The organism is Streptomyces sp. NPDC079020 (assembly GCF_044542225.1).
Classification (GTDB): Bacteria; Actinomycetota; Actinomycetes; order Streptomycetales; family Streptomycetaceae; genus Streptomyces.
Genome location: NZ_JBITUB010000008.1, coordinates 1 through 22929 on the forward strand (window position 1 = coordinate 1; position 22929 = coordinate 22929).

The following is a 22929-nucleotide window of genomic DNA, read 5'->3' on the forward strand; positions in this document are numbered from 1 at the left end:
CACCACTGATCAGACGGCCGTCCACCTGGATTTCCGGTGGCCATCAGCCTGGACTCGGCTGGCCGCACACCTGGACTTTGCCACGGCCGCCGTCATGCGTCATGGACCAGCAGTTGTGCCAACTGCTTGAGCGGGGCGTATGGCGCCGAGGGGTGCGAGTCCGGTGGTCGACTCCTGTCTAGGTCCCTCCGGTGGCCGTAGCCGCCACGTTCACAACTCACGAAGAAAGATCACGGGCGCGCAGCGGCACCGCAGCTCGGTCACCAGGTGGACGGGAAGCCCGAGGAATGTACGGCAACGACGGCATCCGCGTGCCTTTCCTGCCCGAGATTATGCGACGGCGTGCAGCAGTTCAGGTACGCCGTCCGCGGTCCGGTAAGGAGTGAAGGCGGGGACCAGATCACGGACGAGCTGAACGCACCGCGGGGCTCCGATCCGTTCGGCCAGGTGGAACGCTTCGAGGGCATCGGCAGCTGCGGCTTCGGGCTCGCGACGGCTGAGGTGACCCTGAGCCCGGTATGCCAGGAAGATGCCGCGAGTCTTGTCTCGGCTGGCCGGCAGAAGCGCTTGGCCTTCGGCGATGAGGCTGTGTGCCTGCGTGGTATCGCCGAGGTCGAGCAGGCAGCGGCCGGAGTCGACAGCGAGGTCGGCGTGCGACATCCACGAGCACCAGGCGGGGATGTCGCCCGCGTCCCCGGCGCTGAGCAGGCGTTCTGCCGTGTTCAGGGAGTGCAGGGTGGCACGGCGTTCGCCGAGCGCGGCTTGGGCGCGCGCCAGGCGCAGGTGCAGCAGCGAGCTGGCTGCGGGGTGGGTGGTGCGGCTCAGCGCCTTGGTCAGAAGGCCAGCGGCGGTGGTGGGATCGTCCCGCCAGGAGGCCTGGTAGGCGAGGTCGCTGAGGAGTGCCGCGCCCATGTCCCGGTCGTCCCCGGCATGGGCGTTGTGCAGCCCGGCGATCCAGTACCGGCTGGCGGGGCCGTGCTGGCCGTGGTCGAAGCGGATCCAGGCGACCGTCTGGGAGAGGCTGGCGGCGAGCTTGTGCAGGCGCACTCCCACGGGGCGGGAGTAGCGCTGCTCGTCGAGCAGGTCGGTGACGCGAGCGAGGTGCGCGTCGTAGAGGGGCGCGATGTGCTGGCGTTGTTCGGTGGCCAGCGCGTTGAGGCGGGCGCTGGCCTCCTCCAGCAGAGCCACGACATCGTCGCCCACCGCGGCGCCGGGTCGTGGGGGCCCGGCGGCGAGAGCCGTGGGTTCGGTTCCGGCCCAGCTTCCGGCCAGGACGATAAGTGCGGATCCGGGGATGGTGCTGAGGAGGGTACGACGGTCCATGGTGTGCAGGGCCTCTCGCAGAGCGGGCACGGTGTTGGCGTGGCCGAGCGGTACGACACCCCTGTCGACGCTTGGAAGCCAGGCCGGCCAGGCGGCAGGGTCGACGTCACCGGCCGGGATGCCCAGGACCTCCGCGATGTAGGTCTGGGAGACGGCGTCGGGCCGTACTCCGTTGACCTCCCACTTGCGAACCCGGGCTTTGTCGACGCCGGAGCGAAGGCCGCGACGACCGGCAGCGCCGTGCACGGCCTCGGCGAACTCAACGCGGGTGAATCCCAGCGCGATTCGCAGCGCAGCCAGCGGGTGGGGTGTGCGCTCGTACTCGTCCACGACCAAATCCAATCAGTCAGGCACGGTCTGAGCGTGCTGCCGCAGGCGACGGGACTCCCGCGGGACTCCCGCCAAACCCTTTGGCCCTACACACAGTTGGCCGACACTCAAGCACCCCAGCGAACTTTCAAGCGCTGCGGCGCAACACCCCGGTTCCGTATGCGCGGCGCCCCTGTTTGCGCACCCGGCTGCGTCCCTCGACGCCGAGCAGGTGCCTGGCGAAAGGACTTCCTCGGTGATCAAGCGACCCTTGACGGTGGACGAAGTCGTCGGCGTGGCCGACCGTTACGCCGCTCTTGGTTTCCAGACCCGTGGAGATCTCGGGCAGCACTTCCTGCGGACCCCGAACGCAGCTCACGTCCTGCTGGAGCGAGCGGGCATTCCGGCGGGAGCGCAGGTGCTGGAGGTCGGAGCGGGGCTGGGCACGCTCTCGTCCGCGATTGCGACCGCCGGACACCGCATCTGGGCGGTGGAGAAGGACGAGCGGCTGCGGGACCACCTGACGGGGCGACTTGCCCCGTTCGGGACCCGGGCCCGTGTCACCTTCGACGACGTACGCCGCGTCGAGCTGGACGACGGCCTGGATCTCGGCAGCGCGCTGGTGTCCATCATGCCGTTCGACCCCGAGCTGTCCGCCGACCTGATCCGGCATGTGTTCACCTGCCCCCGCGTGGAGTACGGGCTCGTGGTCGTACCCAGTGCCAGCGCCCAGCTACTCACCAGCTGCGCGGACTTGGTAGTCGAAGAGGTCGACGGCATCGCCCGGTCCTCCTTCTGGCCACCTGCGCCCACTGTGCTGCGGGTCCTCGCGATCAGCCGGAGGTCGACATGCAGGAGCTGATCGCCACGGGCTGCTTCCACTCCTCGCTGCCCGACGGCCACCGCGCCCTGTCGGCTCTGCGCATCGCGCGGAAGGCCGGGGCCCTCACCATCGACGCCGGAGACTTCTTCTCCGGCAGTGCCTTCCACACCTACTCCGCCGGCCGGGTGGAGGAGGCCCTCCTGGCCGAGCTGTACGACGCGGTCGTCCCCGGCAACCACGACCTGCCCGATCTGATGCGGCTGCGCCATCCCGAGACTTTCCCTCCGGTCGTCTGCGCCAACGTCTCTCCGCCGCGCACCTTCGCCGGCCGCTGGACGGCCGGGCTGGTGCTGCACGGGGCGTCACTTCGGGTCGGGATCGTCGGGTACCTGGGCGAGCAGGCGTACGAGGCGATTCCTCCGGCTGAGCGCGCAGGGTTCACCTATCGGGCTCCGACGGCCGCGCTGGTCGCCGCCGAGGCCGATGCCCTGCGGTCGGCGGGGGCCGACGTGGTGGTGGCGGTGAGCCATAGCGGTTTCCTCGCCGATGCCGCCGACCAGGAGTCGGGCTGGCCGCTGACCACGGTGATCGCCTCGCACTGCCACTCGCCATGGACGCACTGGGCTTAGACCGTGTCCTATGTGGTGAGTCGGACGAGTCGCTTGTAGCAGCAGAGGGCTGCGGCGAGGCCGGGAAAGGCCAGGTAGTTGCGGGGATTTCGTTCGTAGCGGTGGTTGAGCCGGCGGTAGCCCGTGAGCCAGGACATGGTCCGCTCGATGACCCACCTTCGGCGGCCGAGTCGTTCGCTGGACTCGATGCCCTTGCGTGCAATGCGGACGCCGATGCGTTTGCCGCGTAGCCATTTGCGCAGGTGAGGAACGTCGTACGCCTTGTCAGCGTGAAGTCGCTGAGGCTTGAAGTGCCGGCCACGGTGTGGGTCGTGTCTCGTTTGGTGACCGGCGACCATGGGCTTCAGCGCGAGGCTGTCGTGGACGTTGGCCGCGGAGACGCCGACGACCAGGGGCAGTCCGTTCGCGTCCGACAGGACGTGCATCTTGGAGCCCGGCTTGCCCCGGTCCACGGGGCTTGGACCTGTGTGTTCGCCCCCTTTTTAGCGCGCACGTGGGCGGAGTCGAGGACAGCGCGCGACAAGTCGAGCAGGCTGGCGTCGTAGAGCCGGTGCACGATCTCCTCGTGCAGTCGGCCCCACACGCCGGCCCGCGACCAGATCACGAACCTGCGATGAGCCGTCGACTTCGATATCCCGAAGCATGGCGGCAACGCGCGCCAGGCACAGCCGCTGACCAGCACGTAGATGATGGCCGCGAACACCGTCTCATCAGGCGTGTCCTGCGTGCCGCCACCTTGCGGCCGCACCTTCGACGGCGGGATCAGCGGCTCCGCGATCTCCCACAGCCCGTCCGGAACAATCCAACTCCACGTACCCCGCCCCATGATGAGCCCAACGACCACCTCACCACATAGGACACGGTCTAAGCCTTGATCGGTGCGGCCGACCTGGCGGCCTGCTCGATCTTCGCGCAGTAGGCTGCGCGGGCTTCCTCGTCGATCTGCTTCTCGTGTTCGGGGCGCAGCCCGGTCCGGCCGTCGAGGCCCTCGCGCAGGATATCGGCGTGCCCGGCATGCCGGTTGGACTCGCCGAGGACATGGACCATGACGGCGAACAGGTTCGTGTCGGCATAAGGCTCCGGCCACCACGGCACGTGGCCGGGGGCGTCGAGGGGAAGCTCGTCGATCGTCGCGTCCGAGTGTTCCCACGTGCGCCGGTAGAACCCGATGATCTGATCGCGGGTCTCGTCCTCGGCCGCCCACAGATCGCTGCCGTCGGAGTCCTGCCACCGGGGCAGCGGCTCCGGGGAAGGGCGGTCGAAGACCTCGCCGAAGTACCCGGCCTCGACGGTGGCCACGTGTTTGACCAGGCCGAGGAGGTTGGTCCCGGTAGCTGTCAACGGCCGGCGGGCGTCGTATTCGGACAAGCCGTCGAGTTTCCAGAGCAGCGCCTCGCGGTCCCGCCGCAGTCTCCCGTGCAGACTGTCCTTCGCGAATTCATCGATCATGGGGCATGAGCCTGCCATGGGCTGCTCGTGGTCTCAAGGTCCCGTACGCGGTCCGCAACGACTGGCAGAGCCGAGGCCTGGCCGTGGCCGCCGCCCTGACCTGCTACAAGAAGCTCGCAGGCGCGCAGGCCCTGCGCCGAGCGGGTACAGGCCACGGTCAACAGAGTCCAGGGTCGCCAGGTAGGCCGGGAGGATCCGGGCATGTCCGATGACCTGAACGTTGACGGGGTTGAGGCCGTGCTTGCGGGCGCGGGCGCGGTCGGGCGGTTGGCGGATCCAGGGTTTCTGGTGAATGCCGACCCGGAGGAGGCGCTGGGGCTGGTGGGTGCGGCTTCGGGGCCTGCTGGGCGGCTGGCGGGGGCGGTGTACGGGGCGTCGGCGCACCTGCACCGTGAGGCCGGCGCGGGGGTGCGGAGGCAGTTGCTGGCGTTGGACGCGACCCGGTACGGGGATCGGGGACTGGCGGCACGGATCACCGCCGTACTGGTGGAGAGCGAACCCGCCGCGCGGTGGGGGGTTGAGTGGACGACTGGCGGCATGGTCGATCGCAGCCTCGGGCAGCCCCTCACCGGTCACACCAGCACGGTGAGTGCAGTAGCGACGGGGGTGTGGGAGGGCCGTCCGGTCGCCGTCACCAGCAGCAGGTATGGAACGGTGCGGGTGCGGGATCTGGCCACCGGTCAGCAGGTCGGGGTGGTCTGTAGCCGATGGTAGGGACGCCAACTTGCGGTGCGGAGAAGCGCTTTCCGGCCCAATCAGTCAGGCTGGGCGGGCTCGGCGTAGGACCTGGGGCGGTCCGGGCAGCACGAAGCCCCACCATGCGGACTTGAGTTCTAGTGGTCGTCGCAACACCCCAGCTCAGGGGATGCGATGGAGTTTGAGATCCGGGAGACCCGGGGGCCCGGGGGGGGCGCCGTCTGACGCGTGAGCGCGAGGCATACCTTCAGCTCATGCAGCAGGGCTACGGCAACAGCGAAGCCAGCCGGATCGTCGGGATCAACCGGCGGACAGGGAAGAGATGGCGCAACGGCTGGCACTCGCCGCCACCATCAGCCAGCTGCCGCCCCACCTGCGACGGTCACTGACCTGGGATCAGGGCAGCGAGATGGCAGGGCACCAGCCCTTTTCCACCGCGGCGAACATGCCGGTCTACTTCTGCAACCCGGCGAGCCCCTGGCAGCGCGGCTCGAACGAGAACACGAACGGCTTGCTCCGGCAGTACTTCCCCAAGGGCACCGATCTGTCCAAGCACAGCCGCGAGCATCTCGACATGGTGGCCGCCGAGCTGAACAGCCGACCACGCAAAACGCTCGGCTGGGAAACCCCAGCCGAGCGTCTGTCTAAACTGCTCGCCACCACACGTCAGTGATCACGTGTTGCGACCACCTCTGGAATTCGCCCCGGCACAATGGGGCGACGCTGAATCGGGTGTGATGAATCGGATGTTCAGACGGTGCCGAACTCTCCGGCCTTCACGCCTGCCACGAACGACGCAAACGTGTCAGCGCGAAGGTCCAGGGTAGGGCCGCACAGATCCTTGGAGTCACGTACGGGAACCACGCCACGCGAGGCGGCGAGGTTGGCGGCTACCTCCACACAGGCGCCGCCGTTCTCGCTGTATGAAGACTTGAACCAATGAGGGGATTCGGTCGTCACAGAGTGCCCTTTCGTAACTGCTCGATCATGGCCACGGATGCCGCTTGCGAGAGCGCTTCGGCCTGCAACTGATGGTAGGCGGTCAACAGGGGCACTACGGCTGTGCTTTCCCGTTCGAGCCGCCCACGCTGCGCGGACTCCGCGTACGAGACGAGGGAGCGATTTTCCATCGTCAGAACGTAGAGCGGCAAGCTGAGCGGACGACGGTCGCCCATGTCGAACGGGGCGACCTGAAGGACTGCGTTCGGTAGGCCAGCGAACTCGATCAGCCGCTCCAACTGACCGTTCATGGTGGTGGAGCTGCCGACAGGCCTTCTCAGGCAGCTTTCGTCCAGCACAACGAACACCAACGGTGGCGGTGTCCGTTTCAGGGATGCCTGACGCTCCGCCACGAGCGCGATTCGCTCATCACCCTGCTCGGACGTGATAGCTCCGCGCTCGACCGTGCGGGCGGTGAGTGCCGAAGCGTACGCGGATGTCTGAAGTATTCCGGGCATCACACCGACCTCGTAGAGCCGGATCTCTGCCGCGCGAGCCTCCTGTGTGACGTACTCCGGAAAGCCGTCGAGAAGTGCCGTATGCCGAACAGCCCGACTCTGACGTTCGAGCCTGTCCCCCGTACCTAGCGCCCGGTCAGCACTTCGCGCGAAACGGGTAGTTGGAGAGCGTCGACCAGTTTCAACGGCAGAAATGTGCGTTCCGGAGCACCTCATGTGCTCCCCCAACTCGACTTGCGTCCACAGCACCGACGCCCCCGAAGCACTCCGCACCTGGGCCACCCACGACCACCACCAGGCCGACGCCCTGCACCGCCTCGAAACCGACCCCCACACCCCCCCCTGCTCACCGTCACCGACCCCGCCACCGGCCTGCACCTCACGCTCGCCGGACGGCCCACCCCGCCGAACCGGACCACCAACAGAAACGAAGGAGAGAGCCTCGCATGGACTGGCAGAAATCCGCAGTCGCACTCGCGGATCGCGTGACCGACCCCGATTCACGCTGGCTCGCCCCGATGGCCCGCGTACCCCGTCATCAGCTGGTCCCGCGCTGGTGGGACCGTGACGGCTCCGGCGGCGGATGGGTACTCCACGATGGCTCGGGCGACCCCAGGGGATGGGCCGAAGCTGCCTACTCCGACCGGTCGTTGGTGACCAGGGTTGGCGCGTCGCACGCCGACCGGGCGAAGCCCGGAGACCGGGCCGAGGGGCTGCCCACATCATCGGCCACCATGCCGAGCCTGGTCGTGCGGGTGCTCCGGTACGCACGGCTCGGAGCGGGACTGCCGATGCTCGCTCTGGGCACCGGGGCCGGCGGGCTCACCGCGTACGCCTGTCACCGGCTGGGCGACCAGCACGTCACGAGCCTGGACATAGACCCCTGTCTGACCGGCACGGCTGGTGCACGGCTCGCCGGAATGGGGCTGTACCCGGAGTTCGTCACCGCAGACGGGACCGACCAGGTGCCGGGGGCGTACGAGCGCATCGTCTCGACGGTCGGGCTGCCCGCCGGACCGGGGCTCCGTCCGGTGCTCGCCGCTCTGGTGCCGGGTGGGCGGATCGTGACGGCCCTCAGCGGGACGACGCTCATCGTGACCGGGTGGAAGCGTGCCAACGGCGACGTGGTGGGACAGGTGGAACGGGACATGGCCGGGTTCATGCCCGCCCGGTCCGGGGACGACTACCCGCCTCCGCTCACCGGGCTGTTCGCCCTGGCCGGAGAGACCGACGGGGAGGTCACCTCCACTGGCCGCTATCCCGTGGTGAACGTGGCCGAGGCGTGGGAGCTCCGGTCCATGCTGGAGGTCACCACCCCTGGTGTGGAACTCGGCTTCCGTACGGAGGGGAGGAAACGCACCGCGTACCTGGTGCATCCGGACGGTTCCTGGGCTCGGGCATCCGCCGAGCGGACCGACCCGCCGGAAGTGCACCAGAGCGGCCCACGAAGGTTGTGGACCGCTCTGGAACGCATCCGCACGCTCTCGAACACGCAGGGCTCGCTGCCTCTGCTCGGCGCGCGGGCCCGGATCACCCCTGACGGAGTGGTGCACCTGTCCCGGGGGAACTGGCGCGCCTCCCTGGGTGAACGGGCCCGGCGATGAGCCCGGGGCGCAGGTGGCCGGCCTGTGCCCGCCGCCGGTGCCCGCCACCGGCTCTCCGCTACTGGCCCACCCTGCCGTCCACGCACTCGCGCAGCAGGTCCGCGTGCCCGCAGTGGCGGGCGTACTCCTCGATCCTGTGCACCATCAGTTCCCGGACCGCGATGTCTTCCCTGCCCAGGCGTTCGCCCAGATCCGGGTGTTCGGCCAGCGCGGCGTCGAGTGCGGCCTGCTCGCGCTCCAGATCGGCGTACGAGGCGTCGACCACGGCCTGATCGGCGACGGCCCCGTCGAAGTCCGCGTCGCGTCTGCCGTACAGCTTCGGCAGCGGTTCATCGTGGCTGATCCAGTTGCGCCAGTCCCGCTCCACCTCGGCGAGGTGCCGGATCAGGCCGAGCAGCGACATCGTCGACGGCGGAACCGAACGGCGGGCCAGTTGTTCCGGGTCCAGTCCCTCGCACTTCATCCGCAGCGTCAGGCGGTATCCCGACAGGAAGTCCAGCAGCGTCGGAAGCTCGCCGTCCGGACTGCCGCCGTTGTTCTCGCGGGGGTCGTTGTCCGGGTCGGCCCACATGTCGGGGTAGACCGTTGCCTGGCTCCATCGTGCGGGTTGATCACTCATGCGTCATGCTCGGGTGTGAGTGGCCGAGTCCGCCAGTCCTTTTTCTCTGCCGCCCCGGCGAATGGAGTTCGGGAGAGGGTCAGCCGCACAGCGCCGTGTCCACGGCCTTCTCCAGCACCTTGTCCGCCTCGGCGGACGGCTGAGTGGTCACCGCGATGTTCACGGCGCGGCCCTCCCTGTTCACGCCGCCCCGGGTCTCGTATCCCGGGAAGCTGCCGCCGTGGCCCCAGTAGACGCCGCCGCACGACAGGGGTTTGCTCATGAGTCCCAGTCCGTAGCGGGCACCGGTGCCGAAGGTGGCGTCGGCGGGGCGGGTGTCGGTACGCATCCGGGCGAGCTGGGCCGGTGGGAGGAGGCGGCCGCCCAGGAGCGCGGAGAAGAACCGGTTGAGGTCGGAGTTGGTGGAGATCAGCTGACCCGCCGCCCAGCCCCAGGAGGGGTCCGTCTCCGTGAAGTCGGTCAGCGGCGCGCCCTCCGAGAGCGGGTAGTAGCCCTTGGGGTGGGGTTCCCGGATGGTCACGTCACCGGGGGCGGGGAAATAGGTGTGGCGCAGCCCGAGGGGCTTGATGATGCGCCGGTCCAATTCCTCGGCGAGCGGGCGGCCGGTGACCTTCTCGATGATCAGGCCGGCCAGTACGTAGTTCGTGTTGCTGTACTTCCAGCTCTTCCCGGGGTCGAATTCGGCCTTGTGCTGGAGGGCGATGCCGACGAGCTCCTGGGGGTCGTAGTACCGGGGCTGGATGTCGTAGTCGGTGTAGTTGGGCAGTCCGCTGGTGTGCTGGAGGAGCTGGCGGACGGTGATGCGGCGTCCGTCGATCCCGTCCCCGCGGACGAGGCCGGGCAGATAGGTCTCGACCCGGGCGCCGAGGCGGATCTTCCCCTCGCCGACCAGTTGCAGCGCGACCACGGCCGTGAACGTCTTGGTGTTGCTGCCGACCCGCACCTGACCGTCTCTGGGCACCTTCGCCCCGGTGGCCAGGTCGCCCACCCCTGCCGTGTAGGTCCGGTGGTGGCCCGCGCGGTCCGTGACGCTCGCCAGCGCGGCGGGCATGCCATGGGTGTTCACCAGCGAGTTCAGATTCCGCTGGACGGCGTCCGGCCGGGGGGCGTCCGGCCGGGAGGCGGCGAACGCCGGCGGCGCGAGGACCCCCACCGTCATGACGCCCACGACCACCGCGGCCGCGGCGGACACGGCTCCGCGCCGGCCACCCCGCAGCCGTCGCCCGGAAGAAAAAGACTTCTGCCATGCCTGCTTGCGCACGCGCCAACTCCTACGGAAATGCTGGGGGCCCGGCGGTGTCGCCGGGCCCCCAGCATTTCCGGAAGCGGCTGTCCGGAGCGATCCCGCTAGCTGCCCGTTCCTGGTGGGGCTATCCCCCGGAGCCGCCGCCGGCTCCGGGGTGGTGCGGGGCTCCGGCCGGAACCCCGCACCACCCGCCCGCCCTCGGACACGAACCGCGGAACGAACCATGAAACAGGCCACGAACCGGACCGCGGGACGAGCTCAGTCGAAGATCGGGCCCTGCGTCCGGGTCCGCTTGATCTCGTAGAAGCCCGGGATCGACGCGACCAGCAGCGTGCCGTCCCACAGCTTCGCCGCCTCCTCGCCCTTGGGAGCGGGGGTCACGACGGGGCCGAAGAAGGCGATCTGCTCGCCGTCCGCGCCCGGTACGGCGATCACCGGGGTGCCGACTTCCTGGCCGACCTTGTCGATGCCCTCCTTGTGGGAGGCACGCAACTCGGTGTCGTACGTGTCGGAGTCGGCGTACTCCAGGAGGTCCGCGGGCAAGCCCACGTCCTCAAGGGCTCCGGCGATCGCCTCGCGGGTCGGGCCCTCGCCGTTGTTGTGGATACGGGTGCCGAGCGCGGTGTAAAGGGGGCCGACGACCTCGTCGCCGTGCTTCTGCCGGGCGGCGATGACCACACGGACCGGGGCCCAGGCCTTGTTCGCCAGGAGGTCGCGGTACTCCTCGGGCAGCTCGTCGAGCTTGTCCTCGTTCAGGACGGCCAGGCTCATCACGTGCCAGCGGACCTGGACGTCGCGGACCTTCTCCACCTCCAGCATCCAGCGCGAGGTCATCCACGCCCAGGGGCAGAGCGGATCGAACCAGAAGTCGACCGGAGTCCTGCCGTTCACCGTGCTGTTGTCAGACATGTCTCTCCTCAAGAGGGCGGTTCCCACCTGTGCGGCAGAACACCGCAGGGCGGTTCGCCCATTCCCGGATACCGGCGCTCCGGGCCGCATGCGAGGATCAAAGGTGTTCGAACACGACACAAAACGCGCGTCACGAAGGAGTGCCCGTGCCCGGTGAAAACCTGTCCCGCGACGAGGCCCATGAGCGGGCCGAGCTGCTGACCGTCGACGGATACGAGGTCGCGCTCGACCTCCGTTCCGCCGTCGGTGAGCCCGACGGGGGCGACGGGGAGGCCGGCGGCACCGGTCCGCGGACCTTCCGCTCGCTGACCACCATCCGCTTCCGCGCGGCCCGCGCCGGGGCCTCGTCCTTCGCCGACCTGGTGGCGCCGAGCGTCAACGCGGTGACGCTGAACGGTACGGCCCTGGACCCGGCGGCCGTCTTCGACGGGACCCGGGTGGCGCTGGACTCCCTCGTCGAGGGCGAGAACGTCCTGGTGGTCGACGCACAGTGCGCCTACAGCCGGACCGGCGAGGGCATGCACCGGTTCGTCGACCCGGAGGACGGCGAGGTCTACCTCTATACGCAGTACGAGCCGGCCGACGCCCGGCGGGTCTTCGCCAACTTCGAGCAGCCCGACCTGAAGGCGCCGTACCGCTTCCGGGTGACCGCGCCGGAGGGCTGGCGCGTGTGGAGCAACGGGGCCGAGGAGTCCCACGAGGGCGAGGTGTGGACCTTCGCCGAGACGAAGCCGATCTCCACGTACATCACGACCGTCGTCGCCGGTCCGTACCACTACGAGACCGACCACTACACCCGTACCTTCGAGGACGGCTCCAAGCTGGAGATCCCGCTCGGGGCGATGTGCCGCAAGGGGCTGGCCCGTCACTTCGACACCGACGACATCTTCCTCGTCACCAAGCAGGGTCTGGACTTCTTCCACGACCACTTCGACTACCCGTACCCGTTCGGCAAGTACGACCAGGCCTTCGTGCCCGAGTACAACCTCGGCGCCATGGAGAACCCGGGCTGTGTCACCTTCCGCGAGGAGTACATCTACCGCGGCAAGGTCACCTCGGCCTCCTACGAGCGCCGGGCCAACGTCATCCTGCACGAGATGGCGCACATGTGGTTCGGCGACCTGGTCACCATGCAGTGGTGGGACGACCTGTGGCTGAAGGAGTCCTTCGCCGACTTCATGGGGACCTTCTCCATGGTCGAGGCGACCCGCTTCACCAACGGCTGGATCACCTTCGCCAACAACCGCAAGGCCTGGGCCTACCGCGCCGACCAGCTCCCCTCCACGCACCCGATCACGGCCGACATCCGTGACCTGGAGGACGCCAAGCTGAACTTCGACGGCATCACGTACGCCAAGGGCGCCTCCGTCCTGAAGCAGCTGGTGGCGTACGTCGGACGGGACGCGTTCCTGGAAGGCGCACGGCGCTACTTCAAGCAGCACGCGTACGGCAACACCCAGCTGGGCGACCTGCTCTCGGTGCTGGCCGAGACGTCCGGCCGCGACATGAGCGCCTGGTCCCACTCCTGGCTCCAGACCGCGGGTGTCAATGTGCTCACCCCCGTCGCCACGTACGACGGGGCCGGGCGGATCACCGAGCTGGCCGTGGTCCAGGAGGCCGCCGAGTCGCACCCGGAGCTGCGCCCGCACCGCGTCGCGGTGGGTCTGTACCGGCGCAACCCGGACGGCGGCCTGGTGCGCTACGCCCGCGCCGAGGTGGACGTCGCCGGGCCCCGCACGGTGGTCGGGGAGCTGGCCGGGGCCGAGCGGCCCGAGCTGATCCTGGTCAACGACGACGACCTGACGTACTGCAAGGTGCGCTTCGACGAGGTCTCGCTCGCCACCCTGCGTGAGCACCTCGGCGCCATCACCGACCCGCTCGCGCGGGCGCTGTGCTGGTCGGCCCTGTGGAACCTGACGCGCGACGGGCTGATGCCCGCCCGCGACTTCGTCCACCTGGTGCTGGCGTTCTCCGGCCGGGAGTCGGACATCGGCGTGCTCCAGATGCTGCACGCGTGGACGCAGTCGGCGCTGACGCACTACGCCGATCCCGCCTGGCGCGAGGAGGGCGGCACGGCACTGGCCGAGGGCGCCCTGCACGAGCTGCGGCTCGCCGAGCCGGGCAGCCAGCACCAGCTGACCTGGGCCCGGTTCTTCGCGGCGACCGCCACCTCGGAGGCGGACTTCCAGCTGCTGGGCGGACTGCTCGACGGCACCGCCCGGATCGAGGGTCTGGACGTCGACCAGGAGCTGCGCTGGGCGTTCCTGTCCCCGCTGGCCTCGCACGGGGTGGCCGACGAGTCGGTCATCGACGCCGAACTGGCCCGCGACGACACGGCGTCCGGCAAGCGGCACCAGGTGCGCTGTCTGGCCTCGCGGCCCTCGGCCGCGGTGAAGGCGCAGGCCTGGGCGGCGGTCGTGGAGTCGGACCAGCTGTCCAACGCGCTGGTCGAGGCGACCATCGCGGGCTTCGTGCAGCCCTCGCAGCGCGAACTGCTGGCGCCGCACTCCGCCGCGTACTTCGAGGCGATCGAGCGGGTGTGGGCCGAGCGTTCCATCCAGATCGGCATGGACGTGGTCAAGGGGCTCTTCCCGGGGCTCCAGGACGACCCGGCCACGCTCGCGGCGACGGACGCGTGGCTGGCCGCGCGCCCGGACGCGGCACCGGCGCTGCGCCGTCTGGTGCTGGAGGCCCGCGACGACCTGGCGCGTGCGCTGCGCGCCCAGGAGTGCGACAAGAAGGCCTGAGCCGCACGGAGGAGACGCGCTCGCGGTGGGAACCCTCACATGAGGGGTTCCCGCGCGAGCGCGTCTCCGCCCTCGCGGTGGGACGGGGCGGCCGGGAGGGGCTGCTTGCACCGGCAGCCGGGAGGGGCGGCTTGCACGGGCGTCTTGCGTGAGGGGATTGCGCGAAGAGTCTGTGGAAGGGGTGCGCGAAGGGCGCTCGGGAGGCGCTCGCACACCTGCTCGTGGCGCCCCGGCACAATCCGCTGCGTCACGGCTCTTTTCGGCCGTCGAACATCCGTCCTTTAGGACAGCGTTGTCCTGAATTGTCGACGGGCGTGTAACAGGGGTTAGCGCTCCCGCGTCGAGCGGGAAGCCCCCGGGCATGACCCAGAACACCCCGCTCCCCTCCTACCCCCTGAACCATCTCCACGAGGTCCGCCAACGCGTGCTGTCCTCCGCCCAGTTGCGGGCGCGGGGGGTGTCCGCCGCGCAGACCGCCGCACAGTGTCTGCCGGGCGGACCCTGGCAGCAGTTACTGCCAGGGGTCTATCTGCTGCACCCGGAGCCGCCCACAGGTGCGGAGCGGCTGCACGGCGCACTTCTCTACGCGGGGCGTACACCGGCCCCGGGACGACGGGCGGGGTCCCCGCAGGCCGCGGCCGCGCGGGCGGGGTCCGGGTACGGGGCGGCGATGGTCACGGGTCTCGCGGCGCTCACGCTGTACGGCTTCGGGTCCGCCCCGGCCCTGATGTCACTGCGCCGGATCGATGTGCTCGTGCCCCGCACCCGGCGGCTGCGCTCGACCCGGTTCGTCCAGGTGCTGCGGTCCGCCGGACTGCCCGGCGCCGAGCAGGTCGCCGGGATGCCGGTCGCGCCGGTGGAGCGGGCGCTGGCCGACGCGGTGGCGGAGCTGACGGACGCGGCGGCCGTACGCCGGCTGCTGACCGAGGCGGTCCGGGGCGGGCACAGCGAACCCGCCGCGGTCGTACGGGAGCTGAGCGCGGCGCAGCTGCTGTTCCGGGCGCCGGTGGCCGATGCCGTGGACTCGCTGCTGGCCGAGGGGCGGGCGGTGGCGGAGCGGCGGCTGTACGGGATGGTGCGCGAGCAGGGGCTGCCGGACCCGCTGTGGAACGTGGAGCTGCGGCTGCCGGGCGGCCCGGGGCTGGGCGGGGTCGACGCCTACTGGCCCGACCAGGCCGTCGCGGTGGTGCTGGACACCCGGGCGCCCCGGCACAGCCCGCCGGACGCCGGTGCCCGGGAGGAGCACGACGCGCAGTGGTCCGCGTACGCCACCGGGCGGGATCACCTGGAAGGGCTCGGGATCACCGTCGTCCATGTCACCCCGAAGAAGCTGGGCGAGTCGCCGGAGCAGCAGGCGACGGTGGTGCGTACGGCGCTGATGGCGGCGGCCGGCCGTGAGCCGGCCGCGTACGTGATGGTCCTTCCGCGCTGAAGGCCGGCCGTGTACGCGACGACTCTTCCGCCCCGGGAGCCGCCACCCGCGCGCCGGGGCTCCGGGGTTCCGAGCTCCGGGGCTCCGGGGTTCCGAGCTCCGGGGCTCCGGGGCTCCGGGGCTCCGGGGCTCCGGGGCTCCGGGGAGGCAACTTTCGCCCCATTCATCCCTCGTGACGCATCAGCCGCGTTGGCGGATCTCTGCCATGTCCAATTCTCGTCTCCGCCAACTCTCCACAAACCCCTGTCATTTACGAAAGGGTGAGCGGTCATCCGGTACCCAATTCCGGACTCTCTCTTTCAGATACCAGGGATGCTGATGACCAAGGAATCCCCCAGCTCCATACCCGGGGCGAGACGAGCGGCCCGGATCGCGGCCGCCGCCGGTCTGGTGGCCGCGCTGGCCGCCTCCGGTGCCGCCCCGGTCTTCGCCGCCGACGACCCGGCCCCCGCCGTCAAGCCGTCCGCCACGAGCAACAAGACCGACAAGCTCGGCAAGGCCGACGCCGACGTGCTGTCCAAGGCCGAGGCCAAGGGCGAGAAGAACGTCACGATGATGGTCGCCACCACTCCGGGTGCGACCGAGGCGGTCACCAAGCAGCTGGACGCCGTCAAGGGGTCCGTGCTGGGGCAGACGTACGACAAGCTCGGCTATGTCCGCGCGACCGTACCGACCGCCTCGGCCGAGTCGACGATCAAGGCGGCGTCGAAGCTGTCGTCCGTCCTCGGCATCGATCTCAAGCAGGAGATCAAGCTGGACGACCCGACGCCCTCGGGCGACCGGGCCGCCGGGGCGAAGAAGGCCAAGGCCACGGGCAGTCACCCGGCCCCGGGCAAGAAGACTCCGGCGAAGAACCCGTACAACCCTTCCTTCGAGACGGGCGCGGTCGACTTCGTCGCGCAGCACCCGAAGGCCGACGGCCGCGGGATCACCATCGGTGTCCTGGACTCCGGCGTCGACCTCGGTCACCCGGCCCTCCAGAAGACCACCACCGGCGAGCGCAAGATCGTCGACTGGGTGACCGCGACCGACCCGGTCGACGACGAGGACGGCACCTGGCTGCGGATGACCGAGTCGGTCTCCGGCCCGACGTTCACCGCCCAGGGCAAGACGTACTCGGCGCCCGCGGGCTCGTACCGGTTCAGCCTGTTCAAGGAGTCCGCCACGCTCGGCGGCGAGATGGCGGGCGACCTCAACCGTGACGGTGACACCACCGACACGTGGGGCGTGCTGTACGACCCGGTCACCGGCACCACCCGCGTCGACCTGAACAGCGACGCGGACTTCTCCAACGACACCGTCCTGAAGCCGTACAAGGACAAGCACCAGGTCTCCTACTTCGGCAAGGACGACCCGCGCACCGACGTCGTCGAGCGCATCCCGTTCGTCGTCGAGACCCGCAAGAACGTCGTCTACAACGCCGCGGGCGCCAAGGCCGACTTCGTCAGCATCGGTGTCATCGAGGGCGCGCACGGCACGCATGTCGCGGGCATCACCGCGGCCAACGGCCTGTTCGGCGGCAAGATGAACGGTGCGGCGCCCGGCGCCAAGATCGTCTCCTCGCGCGCCTGCACCTGGACCGGCGGCTGCACCAACATCGCGCTCACCGAGGGCATGATCGACCTCGTCGTGAACCGCGGTGTCGATGTCGTCAACATGTCGATCGGCGGCCTGCCGCCGCTGAACGACGGCAACAACGCCCGTGCCGAGCTCTACAAGCGGCTCATCGACATCTACGGCGTCCAGCTGGTCATCTCGGCCGGCAACGACGGTCCGGGTGTCAACACCATCGGTGACCCCGGTCTCGCCGACCACGTCATCTCGGTGGGCGCGTCCATCTCCAAGGAGACATGGGCCGCCAACTACGGCTCGAACGTCACCAAGAAGTACGACATGCTGCCCTTCTCCTCGCGCGGTCCGCGTGAGGACGGCGGCTTCGCCCCGGTCATCACGGGGCCGGGCTCCTCCATCAACACCACCCAGACCTGGCTGCCGGGCGGACCGGTCAAGGAGGCGGGTTACGACCTGCCGGCGGGTTACTCCATGCTCCAGGGCACCTCGATGTCCTCGCCGCAGGTCGCCGGTGCCACCGCGCTGCTGCTGTCCGCCGCGAAGCAGCAGAACATCGAGCTGCCGCCGGCCGATCTGCGCACCGCGCTGACCAGCACCGCCACCCGCATCAAGGGAGTGCCCGCGCACGCCCAGGGTGCCGGTCTCATCGACATCGTCGGTGCCTGGAAGGCCATCGGCAAGGGTGCCACCGCGCACGAGTACTCGGTGAAGGCCCCGGTCGACACCGCGATCGACTTCGCGCTGAAGGACCCGGGCTTCGGCACGGGCCTGTACGACCGTGAGGGCGGCCTCAAGGCCGGCCAGAAGAAGTCGTACGACGTCACCGTCACCCGCACCACGGGTCCGGACCGTAACGTCAAGCACAAGCTGAAGTGGAAGAACAACGACGGCACCTTCAAGCTGACCGGCCCGAGCACCGTCTCGCTGCCGCTCGGCAAGCCGGTCACCGTCAAGGTCCAGGCGAAGCCCGGCTCGGCCGGTGTGCACAGCGCGATCCTCACGGTGGACGACAAGAAGACCGTCGGCGTGGACCACCAGATCCTCACCACCGTCGTCGTGGCCACCGACCTCAAGAAGCCGGGTTACGCGTTCAAGTCGTCCGGCTCGGTGCAGCGCAACAGCACCACGTCGTACTTCCTGAACGTGCCGGAGGGCGCCAAGACCCTTGAGGTCGCCCTCAGTGCCCTGCGTTCGGGCAGCCAGACGCGGTTCATCTCCCTGCACCCGTACGGGGTCACGATGGAGGACAGCGCCACGATCTACTGCTACCCGAACTACGAGAACCCGGCCAACACCTGCCGCCCGGACGTGCGGTCCTACAAGGACCCGCAGCCCGGTGTCTGGGAGATCGAGGTCGAGTCGCGCCGTACGTCGCCGCTGCTGGACAACCCGTACAAGCTGGATGTCAGCCTGCTCGGCGCGTCCTTCGACCCGGCCGTGCAGACCATCGCCGAGGCGAAGATCGGCAGCCCGGCCGCGGTGAACTGGACGGTCACCAACAACGCCGCCGCCCTGGAGGGCAAGCTCAAGGGCGGTGCGCTGGGTTCGGCCAACGTCGAGCGTCCGTCGATCTCCACGGGTGAGACCTACGAGACCACGGTCACCATCGGTGAGGGCGTCGAGAAGCTGGACGTCGCCATCGGCGGCACCACGGACGCCAACGCCGACCTGGACCTGTACGTCTTCAAGGGCAGCGCGGAGGCCGGCAAGTCGACCACCGCGGGCTCCGAGGAGACCGTCAGCCTGGTCAAGCCCGCCGCCGGTACGTACACCGTCGTCATCGACGGCTACTCGGTCCCGGCCGGGACCACCGAGTACGACTACCGCGACGTGTTCTACTCGCCGTCGCTCGGCACGATCAAGGTCGACGAGTCGAAGGCCGTGAACCTGGCCAACGGCGCCTCGGCCCAGGTCGGCGCCGAGGTCCTGGTCGCCGGAGCGGCTCCCGAGGGCCGGCAGTTCTTCGGTGAGGTCCGGCTGGTGAACCCCCGCGGAACCGCGGCGGGCACCGGCAGCGTCGTGATCGAGAAGGTCGCGCCGTAACGGCTGTGTGATCCATGGAACAACCAGCGGGGCGGGCGCTCTCCCGGGAGCTCCCGCCCCGCTGTACGTCTGCGCCGCCCGGTCCCGGGACCCCGGAGATGTTTCCCCTCCGGGGCCGGAACGCCACAGAATGTCCGGTCCGTGTCCCAGGATTCCGCAGGCCGGACAATGGATTGGACAAGGCGGGCAGGGACATACGCATCATGGAGCGGCAAGCGGGCCGCACAAACGTACAGAGGAGCTCCTGTGAAGGTCGGAATCGTCGGCGCCACCGGTCAGGTCGGCACAGTCATGCGCAGGATCCTGGCCGAGCGGAAGTTCCCGGTCGCCGAGCTGCGGCTGTTCGCCTCCGCGCGCTCGGCAGGTTCCACGATCGAGTGGCAGGGCACGGACATCACCGTCGAGGACGCCTCGACGGCCGACTACACGGGCCTGGACATCGTGCTTTTCTCCGCCGGCGGCGCGACCTCGAAGGCGCTGGCCGGGAAGGTCGCCGCCCAGGGCGCCGTCGTGATCGACAACTCGTCCGCCTGGCGCATGGACCCCGAGGTCCCGCTGGTCGTCTCCGAGGTCAACCCGCACGCGGCGCTCCACCGGCCCAAGGGGATCATCGCCAACCCGAACTGCACCACGATGGCCGCGATGCCCGTGCTGCGCCCGCTGCACACCGAGGCCGGCCTCGAAGCACTGACGGTCGCCACCTACCAGGCGGTGTCCGGCTCCGGTGTCGCCGGTGTCGCCGAGCTGCACGGCCAGGTCGCCAAGGTCGCCGCCGAGGCCGACCGGCTCGCCCATGACGGCGAGGCCGTGGACTTCCCCCAGCCGGGTGTCTACAAGCGTCCGATCGCCTTCAATGTGCTGCCGCTGGCCGGTTCGATCGTGGACGACGGCTCGTACGAGACGGACGAGGAGCAGAAGCTCCGCAACGAGTCCCGCAAGATCCTGGAGATCCCGGGCCTCAAGGTGTCCGGCACCTGCGTCCGGGTCCCGGTCTTCTCCGGGCACTCGCTCCAGGTCAACGCCCGTTTCGCCCGTCCGATCAGCGTCCCGCGCGCCTACGAGCTGCTGAAGGACGCGGAGGGCGTCGAGCTCTCGGAGATCCCGACCCCGCTCCAGGCGGCCGGCAAGGACGCCTCGTACGTGGGCCGCATCCGGGTCGACGAGACCGTCGAGCACGGCCTCGCGCTGTTCGTCTCCAACGACAACCTCCGCAAGGGCGCGGCGCTGAACGCCGTGCAGATCGCGGAGCTGGTGGCGGCCGAGCTCCAGGGCTGACCCTTCACGCCTCACCTCGCTCACTCCGATGGGCGGTCACCGGGTACCGGTGGCCGCCCATCGGCGCATGCGGGCGCATCGGTATGCGGAGCCGCGCATGGTCCGGGGCGATACGGGCCGCCGTCCGTGCCGGGCGGAAATCGGACATCGCGCTGGGTGCGTGCCGCGTGGAAGGATGGCCGGAAACGTCGCATACCAAGGAGATGACCGCGTGCCTGGCACGAATCTGACCCGCGAAGAGGCACAGGAGCGGGCGCGCCTGCTGACCGTGGACGCGTACGAGATCGATCTCGACCTCTCCGGAGCACAGGAGGGCGGCACCTACAGGTCCGTCACCACCGTGCGCTTCGACTCCGCCGAATCCGGTGCCGAGTCCTTCATCGACCTGGTCGCCCCGGCGGTGCACGACGTCGAGCTGAACGGGAAGTCGCTCGACGTCGCCGCCGTCTTCCGTGACTCACGGATCGCGCTGCCGCATCTGCTGGCGGGCGCCAACGAGCTGAAGGTCGTCGCGGACTGCGCGTACACCAACACCGGCGAGGGTCTGCACCGCTTCGTCGACCCGGTCGACGAGCAGGCGTACCTGTACACGCAGTTCGAGGTGCCCGACGCGCGCCGGGTGTTCGCGAGCTTCGAGCAGCCCGACCTGAAGGCGACCTTCCGGTTCACCGTGAAGGCGCCGGAGGGCTGGACCGTCATCTCGAACTCGGCGACGCCCGAGCCGAAGGACAACGTCTGGTCCTTCGACCCGACGCCGCGCATCTCGACGTACATCACGGCCCTGATCGCCGGCCCGTACCACTCGGTGCACAGCAGCTACGAGAAGGACGGCCAGACCGTCCCGCTCGGCATCTACTGCCGTCCCTCGCTCGCCGAGTACCTCGACGCGGACGAGATCTTCGCCGTCACGCGGCAGGGCTTCGACTGGTTCCAGGAGAAGTTCGAATACGCGTACCCCTTCGCCAAGTACGACCAGCTCTTCGTCCCGGAGTTCAACGCGGGCGCGATGGAGAACGCGGGCGCGGTCACGATCCGCGACCAGTACGTGTTCCGCTCGAAGGTGACGGACGCCGCGTACGAGGTGCGGGCCGAGACCATCCTGCACGAGCTGGCCCACATGTGGTTCGGCGACCTCGTCACCATGGAGTGGTGGAACGACCTGTGGCTGAACGAGTCGTTCGCCACATACACCTCGATCGCCTGCCAGGCGTACGCCGAGGGCTCGAAGTGGCCGCACTCCTGGACCACGTTCGCCAACTCCATGAAGACCTGGGCGTACCGGCAGGATCAGCTGCCCTCCACGCACCCGATCATGGCGGAGATCAACGACCTCGACGACGTCCTCGTCAACTTCGACGGGATCACGTACGCGAAGGGCGCCTCGGTCCTGAAGCAGCTCGTGGCGTACGTCGGCATGGACGAGTTCTTCAAGGGCGTGCAGACCTACTTCAAGGCGCACGCCTTCGGCAACACGCGCCTGTCGGACCTGCTGGGCGCGCTGGAGGAGACCTCCGGCCGTGACCTGAAGACCTGGTCGAAGGCCTGGCTGGAGACGGCGGGGATCAACATCCTGCGCCCGGAGATCGAGACGGACGAGAACGGCCACGTCACGTCCTTCGCGGTCCTCCAGGAGGCTCCCGCCCTGCCCGCCGGTGCGAAGGGCGAGCCGACGCTGCGCCCGCACCGCATCGCGATCGGCTGCTACGACCTCGACGCGGACGGCAGGCTGGTGCGTACGCGGCGGATCGAGCTGGACGTCGACGGCGAGCGCACGGCCGTGCCGTTCCCGGCGGACACGGCCCGCCCGGCCGTCATCCTGCTCAACGACGACGACCTCTCGTACGCGAAGGTCCGGCTCGACGAGGAGTCGCTGCGGGTCGTCACCGGGCACCTCGGCGACTTCACCGAGTCGCTGCCGCGCGCCCTGTGCTGGGCCTCCGCCTGGGACATGACCCGGGACGGCGAGCTGGCGACGCGGGACTACCTCTCCCTCGTCCTGTCCGGCATCGGCAAGGAGTCGGACATCGGCGTCGTCCAGTCGCTGCACCGTCAGGTGAAGATGGCTCTGGACCTGTACGCGGCGCCGGAGTCCCGTGAGGCCGTCCTGATCCAGTGGACGGACGCCACACTGGCCCACCTGCGGGCGGCGCAGCCGGGCAGCGACCACCAGCTGGCGTGGGCCCGCGCCTTCGCGGCGACCGCGCGCAACCCGCAGCAGCTGGACCTGCTCCAGGCCCTGCTGAACGGCTCGGAGACCGTCGAGGGCCTGGCGATCGACACCGAGCTGCGCTGGGCGTTCGTGCAGCGGCTGGCCGCGACCGGTCTGCTGGACGAGGAGGAGATCGCCGCCGAGTACGAGCGTGACCGGACGGCGGCGGGCGAGCGCCACGCCGCGACCGCCCGTGCCGCGCAGCCCTCGGCGGAGGCGAAGGCCGCGGCGTGGGCCTCGGTCGTCGAGTCCGACCAGCTCCCGAACTCCCTCCAGGAGGCGGTGATCGGCGGCTTCGTCCAGACCGACCAGCGCGAGCTGCTGGCACCGTACACGGAGAAGTTCTTCGCCTCGGTGAAGGACGTCTGGGATTCGCGCAGCCACGAGATGGCCCAGCAGATCGCGGTGGGCCTCTACCCGGCCCTCCAGGTCTCGCAGGCCACTCTGGACGCCACCGACGCCTGGCTGGCCTCGGCGGAGCCGAGCGCGGCCCTGCGCCGGCTGATGTCGGAGTCCCGGTCGGGCGTGGAGCGCGCGCTGAAGGCCCAGGCCGCGGACGCGGCGTCCGCGTAGTCGCCGGACCGCCG

17 protein-coding genes and 2 pseudogenes are annotated in these 22929 nt (G+C 69.6%); 11 read left to right on the forward strand and 8 right to left on the reverse strand.

The genetic code is table 11. The features are described 5' to 3' along the window. Positions 1-330: 330 nt before the first annotated feature. The gene (locus ACIGJO_RS18105) at positions 331-1653 is read right to left on the reverse strand and encodes an XRE family transcriptional regulator (protein WP_399959031.1); all 1323 of its coding nucleotides are present in this window, start codon (positions 1651-1653) and stop codon (positions 331-333) included. Positions 1654-1888: 235 nt separating this feature from the next. Here ACIGJO_RS18105 and ACIGJO_RS18110 point away from each other — a divergent pair, with 235 nt between their 5' ends. Further along, positions 1889-2494, forward strand: coding sequence for an rRNA adenine N-6-methyltransferase family protein (locus ACIGJO_RS18110; RefSeq protein WP_399959033.1), 606 nt, complete (start codon positions 1889-1891; stop codon positions 2492-2494). Next, positions 2482-3084 carry a metallophosphoesterase gene (locus ACIGJO_RS18115; RefSeq protein WP_399959035.1) on the forward strand — a complete coding sequence of 201 codons (603 nt, stop codon included), beginning with the start codon at positions 2482-2484 and terminating at the stop codon, positions 3082-3084. The genes ACIGJO_RS18110 and ACIGJO_RS18115 overlap by 13 nt, the downstream gene beginning before the upstream one ends. Before the next feature lie 8 nt (positions 3085-3092). Here ACIGJO_RS18115 and ACIGJO_RS18120 read toward each other — a convergent pair. Continuing rightward, positions 3093-3910 (reverse strand): IS5 family transposase gene (locus ACIGJO_RS18120; protein ID WP_399959729.1). Its coding sequence is split into 2 segments (ribosomal slippage): positions 3093-3568 and positions 3568-3910, totalling 819 coding nucleotides; the frame shifts between segments, so codons are not numbered across the junction. 38 nt (positions 3911-3948) lie between these two features. Then, positions 3949-4533 carry a DinB family protein gene (locus ACIGJO_RS18125; RefSeq protein ID WP_399959037.1) on the reverse strand — a complete coding sequence of 195 codons (585 nt, stop codon included), beginning with the start codon at positions 4531-4533 and terminating at the stop codon, positions 3949-3951. A 201-nt stretch (positions 4534-4734) separates the two neighbouring features. Here ACIGJO_RS18125 and ACIGJO_RS18130 point away from each other — a divergent pair, with 201 nt between their 5' ends. The 3 genes and pseudogenes from ACIGJO_RS18130 to ACIGJO_RS18140 all read left to right on the forward strand — a co-directional run. After that, positions 4735-5247, forward strand: coding sequence for a hypothetical protein (locus ACIGJO_RS18130; protein ID WP_399959039.1), 513 nt, complete (start codon positions 4735-4737; stop codon positions 5245-5247). Between the two features lie 236 nt (positions 5248-5483). Continuing rightward, positions 5484-5618 carry a helix-turn-helix domain-containing protein gene (locus ACIGJO_RS18135; protein ID WP_399959040.1) on the forward strand — a complete coding sequence of 45 codons (135 nt, stop codon included), beginning with the start codon at positions 5484-5486 and terminating at the stop codon, positions 5616-5618. Continuing rightward, a pseudogene (locus tag ACIGJO_RS18140) lies at positions 5567-5902 on the forward strand (IS30 family transposase); the annotation flags it as partial. The gene ACIGJO_RS18135 and the pseudogene ACIGJO_RS18140, both read left to right, overlap by 52 nt. A gap of 77 nt (positions 5903-5979) precedes the next feature. Here the strand turns inward: ACIGJO_RS18140 and ACIGJO_RS18145 are convergent. Beyond that, a complete protein-coding gene (locus ACIGJO_RS18145) occupies positions 5980-6189 on the reverse strand; it encodes a DUF397 domain-containing protein (RefSeq protein WP_399959043.1) in 210 nt (69 codons plus the stop codon). Beyond that, a pseudogene (locus ACIGJO_RS18150) lies at positions 6186-6929 on the reverse strand (helix-turn-helix transcriptional regulator); the annotation flags it as partial. The pseudogene ACIGJO_RS18150 and the gene ACIGJO_RS18145, both read right to left, overlap by 4 nt. 203 nt (positions 6930-7132) lie before the next feature. Here ACIGJO_RS18150 and ACIGJO_RS18155 point away from each other — a divergent pair. After that, the gene (locus ACIGJO_RS18155) at positions 7133-8290 is read left to right on the forward strand and encodes a methyltransferase type 11 (RefSeq protein ID WP_399959045.1); all 1158 of its coding nucleotides are present in this window, start codon (positions 7133-7135) and stop codon (positions 8288-8290) included. Positions 8291-8348: 58 nt separating this feature from the next. On the opposite strand, the gene ACIGJO_RS18160 is transcribed toward ACIGJO_RS18155, so the two are convergent. From ACIGJO_RS18160 to ACIGJO_RS18170, 3 genes are all read right to left on the reverse strand, one after another. Further along, positions 8349-8909, reverse strand: coding sequence for a DinB family protein (locus tag ACIGJO_RS18160; protein WP_399959047.1), 561 nt, complete (start codon positions 8907-8909; stop codon positions 8349-8351). A gap of 79 nt (positions 8910-8988) precedes the next feature. Then, positions 8989-10101 (reverse strand): serine hydrolase domain-containing protein, encoded by a 1113-nt coding sequence (locus tag ACIGJO_RS18165; protein ID WP_399959049.1) that lies wholly within the window; start codon positions 10099-10101, stop codon positions 8989-8991. 312 nt (positions 10102-10413) lie between these two features. Beyond that, entirely contained in the window at positions 10414-11064 is a 651-nt protein-coding gene (locus ACIGJO_RS18170; RefSeq protein ID WP_399959052.1) for a DsbA family protein, read from the reverse strand. A gap of 146 nt (positions 11065-11210) precedes the next feature. Between ACIGJO_RS18170 and pepN (ACIGJO_RS18175) the strand changes: the two genes are divergently transcribed. The 5 genes from pepN (ACIGJO_RS18175) (at position 11211) to pepN (ACIGJO_RS18195) (ending at position 22915) form a co-directional block, all read left to right on the forward strand. Further along, positions 11211-13811 (forward strand): aminopeptidase N, encoded by a 2601-nt coding sequence (pepN, locus tag ACIGJO_RS18175; RefSeq protein WP_399959054.1) that lies wholly within the window; start codon positions 11211-11213, stop codon positions 13809-13811. A 361-nt stretch (positions 13812-14172) separates the two neighbouring features. Beyond that, the gene (locus tag ACIGJO_RS18180) at positions 14173-15243 is read left to right on the forward strand and encodes a hypothetical protein (RefSeq protein WP_399959056.1); all 1071 of its coding nucleotides are present in this window, start codon (positions 14173-14175) and stop codon (positions 15241-15243) included. 312 nt (positions 15244-15555) lie between these two features. Next, the gene (locus tag ACIGJO_RS18185; RefSeq protein WP_399959058.1) at positions 15556-18858 is read left to right on the forward strand and encodes a S8 family serine peptidase; all 3303 of its coding nucleotides are present in this window, start codon (positions 15556-15558) and stop codon (positions 18856-18858) included. Positions 18859-19104: 246 nt separating this feature from the next. After that, the gene (locus tag ACIGJO_RS18190; protein WP_399959060.1) at positions 19105-20133 is read left to right on the forward strand and encodes an aspartate-semialdehyde dehydrogenase; all 1029 of its coding nucleotides are present in this window, start codon (positions 19105-19107) and stop codon (positions 20131-20133) included. A 211-nt stretch (positions 20134-20344) separates the two neighbouring features. Next, a complete protein-coding gene (gene pepN, locus ACIGJO_RS18195; protein WP_399959063.1) occupies positions 20345-22915 on the forward strand; it encodes an aminopeptidase N in 2571 nt (856 codons plus the stop codon). Positions 22916-22929: the final 14 nt, after the last annotated feature.

What these genes read in the sequence shown, in the direction of transcription:
- ACIGJO_RS18115 (WP_399959035.1), top strand. Translation starts at nt 2,482, where the DNA reads ATGCAGGAGCTGATCGCCACGGGCTGCTTCCACTCCTCGCTGCCCGAC.
- ACIGJO_RS18170 (WP_399959052.1), bottom strand. Translation starts at nt 11,064, where the DNA reads ATGTCTGACAACAGCACGGTGAACGGCAGGACTCCGGTCGACTTCTGG.
- ACIGJO_RS18185 (WP_399959058.1), top strand. Translation starts at nt 15,556, where the DNA reads ATGCTGATGACCAAGGAATCCCCCAGCTCCATACCCGGGGCGAGACGA.
- ACIGJO_RS18160 (WP_399959047.1), bottom strand. Translation starts at nt 8,909, where the DNA reads ATGAGTGATCAACCCGCACGATGGAGCCAGGCAACGGTCTACCCCGAC.
- ACIGJO_RS18155 (WP_399959045.1), top strand. Translation starts at nt 7,133, where the DNA reads ATGGACTGGCAGAAATCCGCAGTCGCACTCGCGGATCGCGTGACCGAC.
- ACIGJO_RS18180 (WP_399959056.1), top strand. Translation starts at nt 14,173, where the DNA reads ATGACCCAGAACACCCCGCTCCCCTCCTACCCCCTGAACCATCTCCAC.
- ACIGJO_RS18130 (WP_399959039.1), top strand. Translation starts at nt 4,735, where the DNA reads ATGTCCGATGACCTGAACGTTGACGGGGTTGAGGCCGTGCTTGCGGGC.
- ACIGJO_RS18125 (WP_399959037.1), bottom strand. Translation starts at nt 4,533, where the DNA reads ATGATCGATGAATTCGCGAAGGACAGTCTGCACGGGAGACTGCGGCGG.
- ACIGJO_RS18135 (WP_399959040.1), top strand. Translation starts at nt 5,484, where the DNA reads ATGCAGCAGGGCTACGGCAACAGCGAAGCCAGCCGGATCGTCGGGATC.